The following is an 18306-nucleotide window of genomic DNA, read 5'->3' on the forward strand; positions in this document are numbered from 1 at the left end:
GCTAAGGGTTCCAGTCGCTGGAAGGTCAAGTGTGTTTGTTGAGGAGAGCCGTCACGCCCATCTTCCCGTTGGTTAGCCGAACGAAGCCTCCACGGTTAGAAGCGTGGCTTGTCGCCGTCGCCAGTTTTTGACCCGAACCGGCCTCCAACTGCCACGCGCCAGCAAGGTCTAGTCATTTCGTTTGCTTGACTCGACCGGCGAAAACGGGCAGCAAAGCCGGATATGGAGGGCAATTTTGCCACTTTCATAGTCATGAAGGGTGCATATTTCGAAGTGACCGCCGCCAAATCGGCGACCGGTGGAGGGATTGGTTAACCAACTTTGTCCATCTTTTGAATCAATCGGCAACAGCAGCGAAGGGTGCCGGGGGGCATCAGGCGAACTGTGATCGTAACGGATGCGAGGGCGCAAGCCGGCAAGCCGATTGAGAGTGTTGTATGGCGTTTGTGTATTCGAAAACCCGGCGTGACAATCCATCTGGATTGACTTCGATGAGGCCCAGCCTGCGTTGGGTCGCGGTTCCAGCCGTTGGCGCAGCGGTCGTTTTGTGGTCGGTGGCGACCATGGCCGGCCTCTACTCGGTGGGGACATCGCTCACCGCCGCTTCCAACAGCCTGCCGCAGAGCCTGCTTGCACCGCGCACCATCGCGTTCGCCGATCAGCGCAGCACGCTTGCAAATTCATGGGCCAATTCAAATTCATGGGCGCCGCAGCTCTCGACCAGCCGGCAGGCATCGCTGCTCAATCGATGCGACGCCGGCTGTCGGAACGCCGCCGGCAGCTTCTCGCACGATGGCAAGGCGGCGCGCATCAAGCCTTTGGCGCGGTCGAACGAGGCCGCTGCTGTCCGCGACCGCTTCGATAGCGTGGTGGCGAAAGCTGCGTTGTCGCCGCAAAAGCTTGCCGCCGCCTTTGCCAATGCCTCTTCTCACGTCCCCGGCCCATCCTTGGCGCTTGCCAGCCTGCCGGTGGGGGCTCGCTATGCAGGCGCCGCGCGCGTGCCGGACCTGCATGGTCCCGCCTCCGAGCGCTTCGGGCCTGAGGTCGCCGAGATCGAACGATCCTCACGTCTGGCGCTGGCGTTGGCAAACGCATTGCCGGAACAGACGATCCCTGAACAGATGATCGATGTGCTGCCGCCGGCGGCAATGGCAAATGATGCTGCCGCCGCGCAAGAGCCGCAGCAGGGCGAAATGCAAGTGGCCTCGCTGCCGCCGCAGGACGAGATGCCCGACAGCATTCCGGTGCCAAGTTTCCGTCCGCAGGCGAAAATCGAGCAGCCGGACGAGGCGCTGGCGGTCGAGGCGCCCAAGGCATCGAGCACCCAGCAGGCCAAGCCTTCCAAGGCTGCCCAGGCACCCAAGGCCAAGGCAAGCAAGACGGTCGATGCGCCGCAAGTCGAGACGCAATCTCCAAGAGCCTTGTCGCCGCGCAATTCGGCACTCGCCGCGCTGCCAGGCGTGGAAGGCAGCCAAGGCGTGCAAGGCAACCCGGCCAGCCGGAACACGCGTGCCAGCCAGGGCACGCAAAGCGGCCAGGGCACGCAAAGCGGCCGGGGCAAGCCGGCCAAGCGATCGAAAGCTCAGGCCGGCGATATGCTGGCCTATGCCAAGCCGGACAATCCTGAGCGCGGCGTCGGCGGAGCCTTCAAGAATCTTTTCACCAGGCCATCCCTGGGCAGCGGCGTCGCCGTCTACGATATCTCGGCGAAAACCGTCTATATGCCAGACGGTTCGCGACTCGAGGCGCATTCGGGAATTGGCCCGATGGCCGATCAGCCGCGCTACGCCAACCGCAAGAATGTCGGCCCGACACCGCCCGGCACCTATGACTTGAAGCTGCGCGAATCGCGTTTCTACGGCGTCGAGGCGATACGTCTCACCCCCACCAGCGGCAACAACAAGTATGGCCGCGACGGCCTGCTCGCCCACAGCTACCTGCTGCGCGGCGGCCGTGCGGAATCCCATGGCTGCGTGGCCTTCAAGGACTATGCGCGCTTCCTAGCCGCCTACAAGAAGGGCAAGATCAAGCGCCTCGTCGTGCGCGGCTAACCAGCCGCTGACGCGGATCGCGTCGAAGGAGCTCGGCGCGTAGACCCGCAGCGGCGAGAATGAAAGCCGCCACAGCCACCCGATTGTCAGCAGCCGCCACCGAAACCGTTTTCATTCCCGGCTGGGCAGACTATGACTGGCCGGGGCGGGTCGGCTCCGGTTCACCAAGAGGATGTCATGACAATACGCGCTGTCGTCTGGGGCGAGAATATCCATGAGCGGACCAATGAGGTGGTCGCGGGCATTTACCCCGAGGGCATGCACGCGACGATCGCCAAGGCGCTGAATTCCGACATGGCGATCTCCGCCTCGACCGCGACGCTGGAGCAGCCGGAGCATGGCCTGCCAGCGAGCCGTCTGGCCGAAACCGATGTTCTGGTGTGGTGGGGACACAAGGACCATGGCGCGGTCGCCGATGAAATCGTCGAGCGTGTGGCGCGCCGCGTCTTCGAAGGCATGGGGCTGATCATCCTCCATTCCGGCCATTTCTCGAAGATATTCAAAAGGCTGATGGGCACGCCGTGCACGCTGAAATGGCGCGAGGCCGGCGAGCGCGAGCGGCTCTGGGTGACCAGCCCCAGCCATCCAATCGCTGCCGGGATCGGTGAGTATTTCGAACTCGAAAACGAAGAAATGTATGGCGAGCAGTTCGCTGTTCCGGAGCCGCTGGAGACGGTCTTCATCTCCTGGTTCCAGGGCGGCGAAGTGTTCCGGTCGGGGCTGACCTACCGCCGGGGCGCCGGCAACGTCTTCTATTTCAGGCCGGGGCACGAGACTTATCCGACCTATCATGACGCCACAGTGCAGAAGGTGCTGCGCAACGCGGTGAAATGGGCGCACAACCCGCAAGGCGCAAATGCGGCCGTCCTCGATGCGCCGAACGTGCCGGTCGAAAAGGCGCTCGAGCCGATCGTCGAACGCGGCGGCAAGCTCCATGCGGCCGGCGAAGCCGGCTTTCGCTAGACCGTGATCCCGAACCCCGATTCGGAAAAATCGATGGTCAAACAAAGAAGTTAGAGCCCTATCCTAAGGATAAGAATCATGCGGCTTTTGATACTCGGGACCGGCTGGATGGCGCAGGAGCATGCCCGGCAGTTCGGCAAGATCGATGGCGTCGAACTGGTCGGCGCCGTCGATGTCGACCTTAAACGCGTTGATGAGTTTTCCGACAGCCACGGCATCCCCAACCGGTTCACCTCACTGGAGGAAGCGCTGGCATGGGGAGAGTTCGATGCCGCTGCAAACGTGACGCCGGATCGCATCCACCATCCGACCACGATGATGCTGGTCGCGGCGGGCAAGCCGGTGCTGTGCGAAAAGCCGCTGGCGGAAAACTTCGAGAAGGCCAGCGAGATGGCCGATGCCGCCGAGCGGGCCGGCATCATCAACATGGTGAACCTGACCTATCGCAATGTGGCGGCACTGCAGAAGGCGCGCGCCATGGTGCTGGCCGGCGAGATCGGCCAGGTCCGGCATGTCGAGGCGTCCTATCTGCAGAGCTGGCTGGTGTCGAAATTCTGGGGCGACTGGCGCACCGAACCGAAATGGCTGTGGCGCCTGTCGCGCGGCCACGGCTCCAATGGCGTGCTGGGCGATGTCGGCATCCACATCCTCGATTTCGCCAGCTATGGCGCGGCGCTCGACATCGATCATGTGTTCTGCCGGCTGAGAACCTTCGACAAGGCGCCGGGCAACCGGATCGGCGAATACGAACTCGACGCCAATGACAGTTTCGCCATGGCGCTGGATTTCTCCAACGGCGCGTTCGGCATGGTGCACGCCAGCCGCTGGGCGACCGGCCATCTCAACGAACTCAGGCTGCGCATCTATGGCGACAAGGGCGGCATCGAAGTCGTGCACAATCTGAACGGCTCGGAGCTGAAAGCGTGCCTGGGCGAGGACATCGAGAACGCCAAATGGCAGGCCCTCGATGCCGGAACGGTGCCGACCAATTACCAGCGCTTTGTCGATGCGGTGCTGAGCGGCGTGCAGGCCGAGCCGTCGTTTCGGCACGCGGCCGAGCTGCAGAAGGTGCTGGATCTTGCCGTCGTCTCGGACGAAAAACGGGCGGAGCTCAGGGCACACGCCGACACGCAGTGAGATCATTCGAGGAGGAGCCAGCCATGGTCACGCGCCGCGCCGAATGTTCCTGCGGTCAGCTTTCCGCAATTTGTTCGGGTGAGCCGGTTCGGGTTTCGGTATGCCATTGCCTGGCCTGCAAGCGGCGCACCGGTAGCGCGTTCAGCTTCAATGCCCGGTTTCCCGAGGACAAGGTGTCGATCGAGGGACGATCGGCCGAGTTCATACGCATTGGCGAGGAGGGCGGCCGCGTCACCTATAGCTTCTGCCCGGATTGCGGCACCAGCGTCCATTACCGGATCGACACGCAGCCCGGCCTGATCGCCATCCCGGTGGGCGCCTTCGCCGTTCCTTCATTCCCGCAGCCCTTCCAGTCCTTCTATCACGACAGCCGGCGCTGCCAGTGGGTCGAGGTCCGCGCCGAGCCTCTGGCGACGTTCGGGTGAAAACGTTGGCCAGATCCGGCCGACGTTAGGGTCAAAATCCAATCATGCGGAATGACCAAATTCGACCCAAGCGGAACCGTCCGCACTCTCCGCGCATTTGGATGAAGCATGAACAAGACTTCCGACAATGATCCGGGCGGGCCACTGGCGGGCTGGACGATCAAGCTCGGAGAGTCGCCCATAGTCGGTACAGCTATCCACAGCGGCACCGAGGTTGGCAGGGCTTGTCGATCGCTCATGTGTCTTTCCGACCCCGACCGGCGTCGGGAAGAGGACCCGTTCACCGAACGCTTCATCGCCGATTTTCCCACCCAGATCATCGTTCATCGGTCACGCTTCCAGGTGGACCTGAACCGCGCGCGCGACGCCGCGGTCTACCTGTCGCCGGACCAGTCCTGGGGTCTGAAAGTCTGGCGAGAGCAGCCGGCCGAGGACATCGTCAAGGAGTCTCTCGCCTTTCACGAGACCTTCTATAGTGAGCTGAACCGTGTCCTTGCCGGTATCGAGAAGCGCCATGGCAGGTTCGTGCTTATCGACGTCCACAGCTATAATCACCGGCGCGGCGGACCGGAGGCCATGCCTACATCTCGCGACGCCGCGCCCGACATCAACATTGGTACGTCCTCCATGGACCGTGAACGCTGGGCACCGGTTGTAGACGCCTTCATCGAGGCGCTTCGCGGCCACCAGCTCAATGGCGAGCCGATCGACGTGCGCGAGAATGTGTCCTTCCAGGGCAAGGGCGAACAGACCCGTTTCGTCCATGCCAATTTTCCCGAAAACGGCTGCGCCATCGCGGTTGAGTTCAAGAAGATATTCATGGACGAATGGAGCGGCGAGCCCGACTGGGCGGCAATCGAGCAGCTGCGCGCCATGCTGGCCTCCACGGTGCCCGTTCTGGAGTCGGCGCTGTGAGCCATGCGATGAAGCCCAAGCTCGTCGAGCCCGCACTTCCATTGGCGCAAATCGAAGCGGACCTGGACGCGCTTTTGCGGGACGGCAAGCCAATCCGCCGCGACTTCGGCAATGGCAACCGTTTGCACATGGATCGGCCGCTGCCGTTTCTGTGTGTCCATGTCGGGTCGCATCAGGATGCGGCTCTCCATGCCGTCTCCGCCAACGCCTCCTATCTGATCGCGGCCGACATTGGCCTCGCCGGCGAGGTCGCGCGGCTGGTGGCGCGAAGGATGCGCGATCACTGCGGCGCATTCCTCATGCTGGACATCGGCGAACTGGCCGAAGACCGGTTCCTGACCGAGGATGTGCCGTTCCTGCCGCCTTTCGAGATTGCGCTGGCCTGCGGCGACACGGCGGCGGAGAAGGAGGCTCTCAAGCGCTTCGCCGCGGCTGCGTCCGCACGCGAAGCAAAATACCGCACGCCCCGCGTGGACGAACTCAACCCCACGACACGCGCCGAAGCGCGGCTCTGGGATGATCCCGGTGATGCGGCGTGCCTGACGGTACGTTTCGCGCCGATCTACAGGGCGCCGGGCACCAACCGCGTCTATCCTGAACTGCGCGACCTCGTCGTCGCCAACATGGTCGATTCCGCGCTTCAGGCCGTCAGCGCCTTCCTGAAGGCATCAAGGCTGGAACCGCCGGCGACCCATCGTTCCCTAGGGCGCCGGGTCTATATCGATGCGGTCGTGCGCGCCGACCGGGCGATCGACGAGGTCGCGTCGACGTTCGATTTTCTGCTTGCCGTCACACCGATCAATGCCGAACCAGCCTGGCTGGAATTCCAGGCAGGCGCCTTCGAGCGTGTGCCGACACTGCTCTACAGGCCGCTCGAGTTTGAGGTCGCCGCCCAGAAACGGAAGCTCTATTCGGTCTCGCTCGACCATCTGGAGGATCCGCTGCTGACCAGGCTGCTCTCCGAAAAGCGGCAGGAACTCGATCTCCAGCTGTCGATGCTCGCGGCACGCGAAACGCCCGGCTTCGCCGAACTCGGACGCGCACTCTATGGCAGCGTCGAGCCGGGGCTGGCGGCGCGCGCACGCGCCATTCTCGAAAAGGCGCCTGGCGTTGCGGCGGCCCGGCAAGAGGGCCTGGGCGCCGACGCTGTCGCCGCGGCCGCGCGAGACATGATCGCCGGCTATCGGGCAGCCTATCCCGACTTCGATGCTTCGGTGGAGATCCGCGGCGACCTGCCGGCCGGCCTCCTGGTTTCGCGAAACCGGCTGCTGGTTTCGCGCGATACCAACCTGCCACCGGAGCGTCTTACCGCGCTGCTTAGCCACGAGATCGGTGTCCACCTGCTGACCTACTTCAACGGCGATGCGCAGGGGCTCGCCATTTTCCGCAACGGGCTCGCCGGCTATGAGGGCATGCAGGAGGGACTGGCCGTCCTGGCGGAATATCTGGTCGGCGGCATGACCGCGGCGCGGCTGAGGCTGATCGCGGCCAGGGTCGTCGCCTGTCAGGCGATGCTCAACGGCGCGACATTCGAGGAAACCTTCGGTATTCTCCACAGGGATTTCGGTCTCGACGAGCGCAGCGCCTTCAACGTTGTGCTGCGTGTCTATCGAGGCGGGGGCCTGGCAAAAGACGCCATCTATCTGCGCGGCATTGTGCAGGTCCTCGATCACCTGAGGCACGGTGGCAGCCTCACGCCGTTCTGGATCGGCAAGATATCCGCCGCGCATTTCGGAGCGATCCAGGAACTCAACGCGCGCGGCTTGCTGCGGGCGCCCCGCCTCGAACCTGCGTTTCTCTCTTCCGATGCGGCGCGTCCGCGCCTCAAGAAAGCGATGGCGGGAATCGATCCGATCGATATGGTTGAAGCCTGAGCGGAGTCTCCTCGATGCGCATTGCGTTCTTTGTCAATTCCATTGAGAGCGAGACGCCTGCCTACACGACGACAGCGTTGGCGTTGGCTGCGGTCCAGCGCGGCCATTCCGTTGTCTATGTTGAACCTGGCGACTTCATATTGCGGCCGGACGACAGTCTAGCTGTCAGCGTCGCGGTTCTGCCGGACGCTCCCTACAAGACATCCGACAGGCTGCATGCCGCCCTGAAGGACGCCGCGAAGCAGAAAAAGACCTTCGCGATCAGCGATATCGACATTGTCTTTCTGCGCAACGACCCGTCGCTGGACGCCACCGATCGACCATGGGCCGCCAACGCAGGCATTATGTTCGGGCGGCTCGCAGCGGAACGCGGCGCAATTGTCGTCAACGATCCGGACGGCTTGGGGCAGGCGCAGAGCAAGCTCTATCTTCAGTCCTTTCCCGAGGCGGTCAGGCCGGCGACCCTGATATCGCGCAGCATCACCGAGATCCGCGCCTTCATCGACAAAAACTCGAAGGGCTGCATCGTCAAACCACTGCAAGGGTCGGGTGGCAAGAACGTCTTCCATATTGCAAAGCCTACTGATTCCAACCTCAACCAGATTTTCGAAGCGGCCAGCGGCGCCGGCTATCTCATCGCGCAGGCCTACCTTCCAGAGGCCAAGGCTGGTGACGTGCGTCTTTTCCTGATGAACGGCCTGCCGCTGGCGCGCGACGGCAGTTATGCAGCCTTTCGCCGGGTTCCAGCCAAGGGCGACGTCCGGTCCAATATCCATGCCGCCGGAACAGCCCGCAAGGTCAAGGTGACAGACACGATGTTGGGCATTGCCGAGATGGTGCGGCCCAAATTGATCGGCGACGGCATGTTTCTGGTTGGGCTCGACATCGTCGGCGACAAACTTCTGGAGATCAACGTGTTCACACCAGGCGGGCTGGGACGGCTCGCCGCGATGTACAAAACGGACTTTTCTACAAATGTCATCGTGGCGCTGGAAGAGAAGCGGATGCTGCGGCAAGCCTATGGGAAGACCATGACAAATTCCCGGCTGGCGACGCTGTGAGGGCACGCGGGCAGGACGCGAGCCTTCGCTCATTCGACCGGGATATCCCGCCAGCAGCCCGCCGAGATCACGGACGCCGGTCAGTGACTGAAGTAGCGCGGGGCGGCGCAAGTCATCCGTCCTCGCGCTTTCCACTTGCAACCAACCGCTTCAGGCGGTGTTGACAGGCTGAGCCGCAGTGAGGGAACGTCCGGTCGATGCTGATCAATCAGGTTCTCGCCTTTGCCATCATAGCGCTCATGATGGCGGCGTTCGTCTGGGGCCGCTTCCGCTATGATCTCGTTGCATGCGGCGCGCTGATCGCCGCGCTCGCCACCGGGGTCGTCCCATATGACGAGGCGTTTTCCGGCTTCAGCGATGACATCGTCATCATCGTCGGCAGCGCGCTGCTGGTCAGCGCTGGCGTCGCGCGCTCCGGCATCATGGAATTCGCCCTCCAGCGCTGCGCACCAAACGTGACGGGTGTCCGGGCCCAGCTCGTCTTGCTGGTCGCGGTCGTGACCATACTGTCGGCCTTCATCAAGAATATCGGCGCGCTGGCGATCATGATCCCGATCGCCTTCCAGTTCGCCCGCAGGTCCAAGACCTCGCCCTCGGTGTTCCTGATGCCGATGGCGTTCGGCTCGCTGCTCGGCGGGCTGATGACGCAGATCGGCACTTCGCCCAACATCGTCGTCTCGCGCATCCGCGAGGAAATCACGGGCACCGCCTTCACCATGTTCGACTTTACTCCGGTCGGTGCGGCATTGGCGGCGGCTGGTATCGTCTTCCTGGCGCTGTTCTACTGGCTGGTGCCGGTGCGAACCCGCGAGTCCAGTTCCATCCACGAGGCACTCGACAGCCACAGCTATGTCACCGAGGCGCGCGTCGTTGCCGACTCGGTGGTCAACGGCAAGAGCGTGGCCGACCTCCTGAAATATGCCCGAGGAGAGGTGGTGGTCACGTCGATCCTGCGCGCTCGCGCTCAGCGTATCATGCCGCTGCCCGACGCAGTCCTGCGCGAGGGTGACATCATGCTGGTCGAAGGCCGGCCGGAGGCGCTCGACCGCGTCGTCGCCCAGGCGAAGCTCAGCGTCACCGGCAGCCGTGAGGCGGCCGGGGGAGGCGGCAACGAATCGTCCACCGCCATCGAAGCCGTCGTGGGCGAACATTCGCCGCTCATCGGCTGGTCCGCGCAACAGCTGGCGCTCTACGACCGTTTCAACGTCAATCTGCTGGCCGTCAGCCGCAAAGGCGAGCGCATCAGCGAACGCCTTGGCGCAGTGACGCTGCGGATGGGCGACGTGGTCGTGCTGCAAGGCAATCCGCTACGTTTGCCGGACATTCTGCGCGAACTCGGCGCGCTGCCGCTCGCCGAGCGCCCGATCCTGCTCGGCAGCGTGCGGCACGGCATCGTCCCGGTCCTCATCCTGGCGGCGGCGATGGGCTCCACTGCCGGCGACCTGCTGCCGGTGCCGATCGCCTTCTTCACCGCCGCCGTCGCCATGGTGCTGTTCCGCGTCATTCCGGCACGCGATATCTACAGCGCCATCGACGGGCCGATCCTGGTCATGCTCGCCACGCTGATCCCGGTCTCGAATTCGCTGCGCCGCAGCGGTGCGACCGACGTCATCGCCATGTGGCTCGCCGAAATCGGCGCCGCGTTGCCGCCGGCCGGAGCGCTGGCGCTGATCCTGGTCGTCGCCATGGCCGTGACGCCGTTCCTCAACAACGCGGCGACCGTTCTGGTCGTCGCGCCGATCGCCGCCAGCTTCGCCGCAACGCTGGGCTATCGGCCTGAAGCTTTCCTGATGGCGGTGGCGATCGGTGCCGGCTGCGATTTCCTCACTCCGATCGGCCACCAGTGCAACACGCTGGTCATGGGCCCCGGCGGCTACCGTTTCAGCGACTATCCGCGGCTCGGCCTGCCGCTGTCGATCCTGGTCATCCTGGTCGCCGTTCCGATGCTGATGCTGGTCTGGCCATTGCGGTAGCACACGAATGCGATTGATTTGCCCTTCGGTGTTAGTGAGATTCATGAGCACCGAAAGCCGGACAGCATCACCGCTGAATGACCCGTGATCACCCTTGAGTGATCAACTCCTCGTGCGGGATCAGGTATTCGCGGATGCCGAGCCCACAATCGCTTCGGCGACCGCTTTCCTCAAAGCCGTCGCTGCCGCATCATGCGTATTCGGTAGGGGCTCTCACTTCCATCCGTCTGGAGCGTCATCAGAAGAGTTTAGCTTGCGCATTCGCATAGCAAGGTTGTGATTTTCGCATCAAGAGTGCGGGCGACAGCAAGAGCCTCCAAACTACCATAGGAGAGCAGATAGCTCTCCATTTTGTCATAGGAGACATGCACGCCATCGGGACGTTGATCAAGAAGGACTGTGACTGGGGCGTAAGATCCTGCATCGGGAACGTGCTTGACCATTTCTTTCATAATGAGTGGATTGCCCACCAGAAACCGCATGCTCTTGGGAGTCTCGGTTCCAGTTTCGCGGCGCAGAATGGCGCCTAAGTCGAATTCCGCGAAGAGCATGAGACCTGTGCGGCCGAGGTTGCTTTGCACAACGCGCTCCAAATCCGAGAAGGAATTTGCAGCCCCCGTCGCCTTGAAAAACTCGACCATGTCAGGTTGCTCGACCGCTGACTTGAGCGCGGCCACAACGGCGTCGAATGATTTGGAACACGTCAGGCTGAAACGCTCAACCTCGACCTTGGCGATTGTCATTTCTCTCTCCGCAACAGCTTTCATGAATAAAGGCGCGGCCGATTGCGCCAGGATTAGGCAACGCCGGTTAAGCTTCCAGGAAAGTCCGGACGTGGCTGGCAAACAATTCGTGGTACTGAAACAGGGCGCCGTGGCCGGAATCGGGATAGAGGACGAGCTGGGCGTTGCTTAGAGCCTTGAACATTGCGTAGGCGTTGTCCGCCGGCAGCATGGTGTCGTGGCTGCCGCTGACCACAAGGGCGGGCTGGTGGATGGCGCGCAGAGTGGCGTGCTCGGGATCAGGAGTGGCGCACCAGGTAATAAGCGCCTTGGCCTGCGGATCGGTCACCGCACCGCCGTTATCGGTATCCCGATCTTCCTCACGCACCTTCGCCCGCTTCAGAAACGCTCGGCCGGCCGACTGGCTGGCGGACGACTTCGTGAAGAACAGCGGCAGGCGGGGGTCCGGCGCCTCGGTTTGGGAAAACGCGTCCTGCAGAACCGCCAATAGGTGTTCCTCTCCGCCCTTCGCAGCGGTGCCGACGAGGATGAGCTTGCGGACCAGCGTTCCGTGCTCGGCGGCGATCTGCTGCGCGATGCAGCCGCCGAGGGAAAAGCCCAGCAGGTCGACTTGGGAGAGGCCGAGCAGGTTGATAAAGGCGACCGCGTCTCGGGCCATCGCCTCGATACTGTCCGGCGTTTGTCCTGTCGAGCGGCCGACCCCGGCGTTGTCAAAAGCGATCACCGGGCGATCGGCGGCCAGGACATTGACGACGGCGGGATCCCATGCATCGATGTTGCCCGAAAAATGCTGCAGGAGAACCAGCGGCGTTCCGATCGATGGGCCGAGGCGGCGATAGGCAAAGCGGATTCCGCTACCTTCGATGTAACGGGTGGGCGCCGTTTCTAGCGTGGCATCGTCTTGGCTCGCGGTGTCGAACTCAGTCATGTCATCCTCCGGATGCTTGGCATAAAATAATTGAGTGAGAGTAGCTGGTGCGGTTTGGCTACGTCTGAGCCGCTGGCGGTCCAAGGCATTCCGTAGTCCGCCGAGCACGCGCGGTGCTCCCGGCACGAAAGTGCCGGGAGCGGTATCGTCACTTTACGAGTGCGGCCTTTTCAATCACCGCGGCGACTTCCTTGGCGTGGACGACCAGGGAGGCATGGCTGCCGGCGACCTCAGTCGTCTGTGCCTTCATCCTGTTGGCGAAGATCTTCTGGACCTCTGGCGCTATGACCTTGTCCTTCGTGCTGATCACATAGAACGTCGGCTTGTCGTGCCAAGCTGCCTTGTCGACGGGAGCCTCGAACGCCGTGTGGTTTAACGGGAGCTGATGGTTTGCCAAGGATTCGGCGATCTCCGGAGGAAGGTCAGCCGCAACTGCTGAAGGAAACACTTTGGGATCGATGTAGAGGTTGCCCTTTTCGTCGGGATGAATCGCCGCTGCGCCTTCGGTTGCCGGACCGCTCTTGGCTAAGCTCGCCAGAGATTCTCCCACTTCGGGCGCGAATGCAGAGACGTAGACGAGCGCCGAGACGTTCGGATCGTCACCTGCCTGCGTGATGACCACACCGCCCCAGGAGTGGCCAACGAGGACGGTCTTGCCGTTCTGTTTCGCGAGCGCCTGTTTGGTGGCATCGACGTCCGCTGCGAGGGAGGTGAGCGGGTTTTCGACGAGCGTTACGTTGTAGCCCTTCTTCGTGAGGATATCGGCAACCGGCTTCCAGCTCGTCTGGTCGACGAAAGCGCCATGGACGAGCACGATATTGTGAGCCGCCCCCTTGGGCAGTTGAGCTGATTGGGCGGGGGCGGCAACTGTTGCTCCGGCCATGAGGACGGTGGCTACTGAGAGTAGAAGATATCGCATTGATTGCTCCTGTTGAGATGACGGACGACGCGAGTCCGGGGATAAGGCAGGTGTGTCGGCAAAAGTCGCTGTTCTCCCATCTGCCGTTTGCGCAATGGTTTGCCGCCCGACCTGTTGGCTCGACTTGAGATGAGGTAGTACATGGAGTATTCGGACGTTAGGCATCAATCGTCCGAATATTGTGTCTTACCGTCCGTCGTATTAACATCGGAGGATGGACATCCTCGCTGAAGTGCTCGATCGCGTTCGCCTTGGCGGAACCTTGCTGTTCCACTTCGAGCTCGGCCATCCCTGGAATCTCGCGTTGCCAAAGCGCCCCTACGCCCTGTTCCACTATCTCAGCCGTGGTTCGGCTACCCTCGCGCTCGAACAGGGACGAGAGCTCCACATGACCGAGGGCGACTTTGTTGTCGTCACGCGTGGCGAGCCCCATGTGATCTATTCGGATAGCCAGACGGAGCCGGTACAGGTTGTCGACATCGATCGATTAGCCGGTCGTCTTGGCCTCGTTCGTCATGGAGGCGGCGAGCAGCCGCTCGCGACGATGATCTGTGGTAATTTCACTGTGGCACGACCCTCGCGCGGTAGCGTTTTGGAATTGCTTCCGCCCCTGCTTCTCCTGAAGCCGGCGGAAGACGGAGGATGGCTCGAGGCGATTCTGCAACGCATGGTGAGCGAGGCAGCGTTCGAGCGTCCCGGACAAGGCGTCGCGCTCTCACGTCTGACTGAAGTGCTCTTCGTCGAGGTGTTGCGAAGCTGGATCAAGTCGCTCGGCCCCGGGGAAGGCGGTTGGCTGGGGGCGATGGCGGACCCGCACATAGGGCCGGCCCTTCAGTTGATCCACGAACGACCGGATCGGCCCTGGACGCTTGGCGAACTCGGGCAAAGCGTGGGACTTGGTCGTTCGGCGTTTTCGGCTCGCTTCACCAAGCTCGTTGGCGAGTCCATGTACCGTTATCTGATCGCACGCCGGATGTCGGAGGCCGCATTTCTGCTCGAAACAAGCGACGAGGGGATTGCACGGATTGCGACCCGTGTCGGCTACGAGACCCCGGCCGCGTTTTCGAAGCTGTTCCATCGACATCATGGCCTCTCGCCTGGCCGTTATCGAGCAGTTCGTCGGTCTGACGGCGGCCTAAGGCAAGGGGGCGTTCTGGAAGAAGAAGTCGCCGATTGACCTCAACCAAGCTGGCATCTGGAAGGTGTGGCAACGGGCGGCGGGGCGGCTCCGACAGGAGTGCTCAGTTTGTTCACAAATGGCGCACCGGGAGAGACTCGAACTGTCTTCGAGTTTTGGCTTGATCACAGGCGACGACTGCTTTCGCGAGGCTGCCATCTAGTCTAGTAGTGGGCAGTCCGCTTTCGGCCCCAAAACAAGACGCTCATTGTCTGGCGCCGAGCGTCGGCAGTTGGCGTGCAATGGACCTTCGGACGACCGGCTCTGGCTATCGGCCGCAGCCTGATAGTTGATTTTGACTCTGCCCTAATGCCGCAGAATCTTGCTCAGAAAAGCGCGGCTGCGGTCGGTCTTGGGATGCGAGAAGAACTCGTCCGGCGTGCCGCTCTCGACGATGGCGCCGGCATCCATGAACACGACGCGCTGCGCGACCTTGCGGGCGAAGCCCATTTCGTGGGTCACCACCATCATGGTCATGCCTTCCTCGGCGACCGCGACCATCACGTCGAGCACTTCCGAGATCATCTCGGGGTCGAGCGCCGAGGTCGGCTCGTCGAACAGCATGATCTTGGGGCGCATGCCGAGGCAGCGCGCGATCGCCACGCGCTGCTGCTGGCCGCCTGACAGTTGCGCCGGATAAGCGTCGACCTTGTCAGCCAGCCCGACCTTGGCCAGCAGTTCGCGCCCGGCCTGCTCGGCTTCAGCGCGCGGGATCTTGCGCACATGGATGGGAGCGAGCGTGACGTTCTCCAGCGCTGTCTTGTGCGGATAGAGGTTGAACGACTGGAAGACGAAGCCGATCTCGGTGCGCAGCCGCGTCATGTTGGTGGCGGGGTCGCCGAGGCGCTGGCCGTCGACCACCAGGTCGCCGTCGCGGATCGTCTCCAGCCCGTTGATGCAGCGGATCAAGGTGCTCTTGCCCGAGCCGCTCGGGCCGCAGACGACGACCACTTCGCGCGGCTCGACGCTGAGCGTGATATCCCTGAGCACATTGAGAGCGCCGAACCATTTGTTGACGCCGCGAAAATCGATCATTCCGGTTTTGGTCATATTGCCGGACCCTTCGGGTTCGATGTCACAACTGCACCTCGCCATGCGCCGCGCCCATGCGCTGCTCCAGCCGTCTCGCCAGCATGATCAAGGGATAGCAGACGATGAAATAGCCGAGGCCGACGAGGAAGAAGACCAGCAGCCCGTTCGGCACACGCTGCACCACCAGCCAGCCGACGCGTGTGAGGTCGGTCAGCCCGATGGCCGAAACCACCGAGGAATCCTTGATGAGCAGCACATATTGCCCGACCAGCGGCGGCAGCACGATGCGCATCGCCTGCGGCAGCACCACCTGGCGCATGCGCTGCGAGCGCGACAGGCCGGACGCAAGTGCGGCCTCCACCTGGCCGGTCGGCACCGAGCGGATGCCGGCGGCGACGATTTCGCAGATGAAGCAGGCGGCCAGATTGGTCAGCGCGATGATGCCGGCGGTGAAGGCGTCGAGCTCTATGCCGAGTTCCGGCAGGATGAAGAAGATCAGGAAGATCTGCACCAGGAACGGCGTGCCGCGGATGAGGTCGACCCAGGCGCCGATCGCCGCGCTGATCAGCCGGTTGCCGCCGGTTCGCAATATGCCGAGGCCAAAGCCGAGCAGCGTGCCCAGCACCAGGCTGATCAGCGACAGCACCACGGTCATGCCAAGGCCGCGCAAGGCGAGGGGGTAGCTGCCGGCGAGGCTTTGCACTTGCTGCCAGATCATGTGCTGCTCCTTGCCGGCTGCAAGCCGAGCCAGCGGCCGGACAGCGCCGCCAATCCCTTGAGGCAGTAGTAGAGCAGGAGATAAAAGGCCGCGATGGTGATGAAGCCTTCCGCCGGCATGAAGCGGTCGGAGGCGAGCAACTGGCCGGCGCGCGTCAGTTCGGCGACCGAGATCAGCGACAAAAGGGCGGAATCCTTGACCAGCACGATCGCCTGGCCGAGCAGCGGCGGGATCGTCACCTTGAACGCCTGCGGCAGGATGACCAGCCGCATGCGCTGGACATAGGTCATTCCCGAGGCGACGCCGGCCTCCACCTGGCCGCGCGGGATCGACAGGATGCCGGCGCGGATGATCTCGGCGACATAGGCGCCGCTGTTCAGCGACAAAGCGAGGATGCCGACGACAAGCTCGGGCAGGACGAAGCCGAGGCGGGGCAGGCCGAAATAGAGGAAATAGAGCTGCGCCAACAGCGGCGTGGCGCGCACCGCGTCGATATAGGCCTTGGCCGGGACGCGGAACAGCCAGCCGCGCTGCAGGTTCATGGCGCTGAGTACGATGCCGACGGCGAGTGCCCCGGCAAAGGAAATCAGGGACAACCACACAGTCGTGACGAGGCCCTGCCCGAACAGCGGCAGATACTCGACGATGGTGCGGAAGCTGAAGTTTTCGAGCATGGTGAATGGGGAATGGGCGGTAGTGAGTAGGCAGTAGTGAAGGTTTCAGGAATGGCCATCAGCCATTCGATGCTCCCTACTGCCTACTTCCTATTTGTCAGTGATCCTTCTTCCAAGCGTCGGAATTGACCCAGTAGTCGAGATTCTTCTGCAAGCGGCCGTCGATGCTGACCTGGTCGAGGAACAGGTTCATCCAAACCAGCAGGTCCGGCTCGTCATAGCGGGTGGCGAAGGCCAGCGGCTCCTTCGACAGCAGGTCCGGCATGATGGTGAAGCTGCCGGCCGGATAGGCGGTCGACTGGCCCTTGACCGCCGAGACGTCATTGACGCCGCAATCGGCCTGGCCGTTGTTGACGGCGTCGAGCAGCAGCGGGCCGCCGCCCTTGTAGCTCTTGATGTCGGCGTCCGGGAAGGCGTTCTTGGCTTCCTTCTCGCCGGTGGCGCCGAGCAGCACGGCAATCTTGGTGCCCTTGGCCTTGCAGTCCTCGGTGGTCTTGAACTTGCTGTCAGCCTTGGTGAAGACGGTGCTGCCCGTATACATGTATGGTTTGGTGAAGGCGACCTTCATGCCGCGCGCCAGCGTCGGCGTCATGTCGGCGACCAGAAGATCGGCCTTGCCCGACAACAGCGCCGGGATCAGCCCGTCCCAGTCGAAATCGAGGAAGGTGATCTTGACGCCCATTTCCTTGGCCATCAGTTCGGCGAGTTCGACCGAACTGCCGGTGCGTTCGCCGGCCGCGCCAACCAGCGAGAAGGGCGGTCCTTGCGTCTGCACGGCGACGCGCAGTTCGCCGCGCTTGGTGATGTCGTCGAGCGTTCCGGCGCTGGCAGCGGTGGTGAGGCCGGCGAGCGCGAGGCCGGCGATGAAAAGCTTGGCAATCTTCATTTGGGCATTCCTCCTTGTCGTTGTTGTTCCACTTTGTTGTTTCACCCATTTGGGGGTGCTTTTTGAGCGGCAGCGCCGTTGCCGGCGGCAACCACCGTTCGAAAATCGGTCTCCTCAGTCCCAGCCGACCGTTTCGGATACCCGTATACCGCGCCTGGCCAGTTCGTTGAGGAAGCGGCCGTCGGGCACGTGCAGCAACGGGTTGAGCAGGCCGGGCGTGGCGATCTCGCCGCGCGCCAGCATCTGCGCGACGATGCTTGCGGGATAGCCGACGCCGAGGCTCATGCCGAACAGGCCGGAAGCGAGGTCGCGTTCGATGATCAGGTCCGAGGTCACCGTCTTGCGGCGGCCGCCTAGCGTGCCGGCAAAGACATTGCGCATCACGCACAGGTCCTTCTCGTCGGCGCCATATTGCAGTTGCGGGCCGAGCAGGCGGCCGAGAAATTCGCGTGGGCTTGAGCCGGTGCCGGGCACCTTGTCCTCCGAGAGGAAGCCCAGTTCCTTCAGCGGCGCCCAGAACGCCGACCATCCCGGCCAGCGCAGCGAAAAGCGGCCTGAGCGCTGCAGCCCCCTGGCGGCGGCAAGCATCTCGACATAGTGCGGCGCATCGCCATTGGGGAAGGCTTCCAATTGGCCCAACCCGGCGACCTCGATCTGGTGGATGAAGCGGTTGTCGTGCTGACGGCTGGCCGGCACCTCGACCCGCTTGCCGTCCTCGATCAGCACGCTGTCGCGGTTCTGGCTGACCAGGACCATGTCGAAGTTCCAGCTCACCTTGTAGCACAGCGGCTTGGCCATCGCCTTCGGCTCGGGGATGCCGCCGCAGTAGG

The 18306-nt window shown here is 63.0% G+C and carries 17 protein-coding genes; 9 read left to right on the forward strand and 8 right to left on the reverse strand.

Annotation, left to right across the window (positions count from 1 at the left end; genetic code table 11):
• Positions 1–491 precede the first annotated feature (491 nt).
• The 8 genes from C9427_RS20535 (at position 492) to C9427_RS20570 (ending at position 10399) form a co-directional block, all read left to right on the forward strand.
• Complete coding sequence (locus C9427_RS20535) at positions 492–2051, forward strand: tlde1 domain-containing protein (protein ID WP_107650918.1); 1560 nt, start codon at positions 492–494, stop codon at positions 2049–2051.
• Positions 2052–2228: 177 nt separating this feature from the next.
• Positions 2229–3014, forward strand: coding sequence for a ThuA domain-containing protein (locus tag C9427_RS20540; protein WP_107650919.1), 786 nt, complete (start codon positions 2229–2231; stop codon positions 3012–3014).
• A gap of 78 nt (positions 3015–3092) precedes the next feature.
• Complete coding sequence (locus tag C9427_RS20545; protein WP_107650920.1) at positions 3093–4151, forward strand: Gfo/Idh/MocA family protein; 1059 nt, start codon at positions 3093–3095, stop codon at positions 4149–4151.
• A 23-nt stretch (positions 4152–4174) separates the two neighbouring features.
• Positions 4175–4576, forward strand: coding sequence for a GFA family protein (locus tag C9427_RS20550; RefSeq protein ID WP_107650921.1), 402 nt, complete (start codon positions 4175–4177; stop codon positions 4574–4576).
• Positions 4577–4684: 108 nt separating this feature from the next.
• Positions 4685–5491 carry an N-formylglutamate amidohydrolase gene (locus C9427_RS20555; RefSeq protein WP_107650922.1) on the forward strand — a complete coding sequence of 269 codons (807 nt, stop codon included), beginning with the start codon at positions 4685–4687 and terminating at the stop codon, positions 5489–5491.
• Between the two features lie 8 nt (positions 5492–5499).
• Positions 5500–7365, forward strand: coding sequence for a flavohemoglobin expression-modulating QEGLA motif protein (locus C9427_RS20560; protein WP_107650923.1), 1866 nt, complete (start codon positions 5500–5502; stop codon positions 7363–7365).
• 14 nt (positions 7366–7379) lie between these two features.
• A complete protein-coding gene (locus tag C9427_RS20565; RefSeq protein ID WP_107650924.1) occupies positions 7380–8426 on the forward strand; it encodes a glutathione synthetase in 1047 nt (348 codons plus the stop codon).
• Positions 8427–8623: 197 nt separating this feature from the next.
• Positions 8624–10399, forward strand: a complete 1776-nt coding sequence (locus C9427_RS20570; protein ID WP_107650925.1) for an SLC13 family permease — start codon at positions 8624–8626, stop codon at positions 10397–10399.
• A gap of 248 nt (positions 10400–10647) precedes the next feature.
• Here the strand turns inward: C9427_RS20570 and C9427_RS20575 are convergent, their stop codons facing one another.
• From C9427_RS20575 to C9427_RS20585, 3 genes are all read right to left on the reverse strand, one after another.
• The gene (locus C9427_RS20575) at positions 10648–11142 is read right to left on the reverse strand and encodes a DUF302 domain-containing protein (RefSeq protein ID WP_107650951.1); all 495 of its coding nucleotides are present in this window, start codon (positions 11140–11142) and stop codon (positions 10648–10650) included.
• 67 nt (positions 11143–11209) lie between these two features.
• Complete coding sequence (locus tag C9427_RS20580) at positions 11210–12070, reverse strand: alpha/beta fold hydrolase (protein ID WP_107650926.1); 861 nt, start codon at positions 12068–12070, stop codon at positions 11210–11212.
• Between the two features lie 148 nt (positions 12071–12218).
• Entirely contained in the window at positions 12219–12989 is a 771-nt protein-coding gene (locus C9427_RS20585; RefSeq protein ID WP_107650927.1) for an alpha/beta fold hydrolase, read from the reverse strand.
• A 214-nt stretch (positions 12990–13203) separates the two neighbouring features.
• Between C9427_RS20585 and C9427_RS20590 the strand changes: the two genes are divergently transcribed.
• The gene (locus tag C9427_RS20590) at positions 13204–14166 is read left to right on the forward strand and encodes an AraC family transcriptional regulator (protein WP_107650928.1); all 963 of its coding nucleotides are present in this window, start codon (positions 13204–13206) and stop codon (positions 14164–14166) included.
• A gap of 306 nt (positions 14167–14472) precedes the next feature.
• On the opposite strand, the gene C9427_RS20595 is transcribed toward C9427_RS20590, so the two are convergent.
• The 5 genes from C9427_RS20595 to C9427_RS20615 form a co-directional block, all read right to left on the reverse strand.
• A complete protein-coding gene (locus C9427_RS20595; RefSeq protein WP_107650929.1) occupies positions 14473–15216 on the reverse strand; it encodes an amino acid ABC transporter ATP-binding protein in 744 nt (247 codons plus the stop codon).
• Between the two features lie 25 nt (positions 15217–15241).
• Positions 15242–15916 (reverse strand): amino acid ABC transporter permease, encoded by a 675-nt coding sequence (locus C9427_RS20600; protein WP_107650930.1) that lies wholly within the window; start codon positions 15914–15916, stop codon positions 15242–15244.
• Complete coding sequence (locus C9427_RS20605) at positions 15913–16590, reverse strand: amino acid ABC transporter permease (protein ID WP_006336996.1); 678 nt, start codon at positions 16588–16590, stop codon at positions 15913–15915. The genes C9427_RS20600 and C9427_RS20605 overlap by 4 nt, the downstream gene beginning before the upstream one ends.
• Positions 16591–16687: 97 nt before the next feature.
• Complete coding sequence (locus C9427_RS20610; protein WP_107650931.1) at positions 16688–17476, reverse strand: ABC transporter substrate-binding protein; 789 nt, start codon at positions 17474–17476, stop codon at positions 16688–16690.
• Between the two features lie 114 nt (positions 17477–17590).
• Positions 17591–18306 (reverse strand): saccharopine dehydrogenase family protein (locus tag C9427_RS20615; RefSeq protein ID WP_280954155.1); only part of this gene is annotated, 716 nt, incomplete at its 5' end.

The sequence above is a fragment of the Mesorhizobium helmanticense genome, from assembly GCF_003034915.1.
GTDB classification, from domain to species: Bacteria; Pseudomonadota; Alphaproteobacteria; order Rhizobiales; family Rhizobiaceae; genus Mesorhizobium; species Mesorhizobium helmanticense.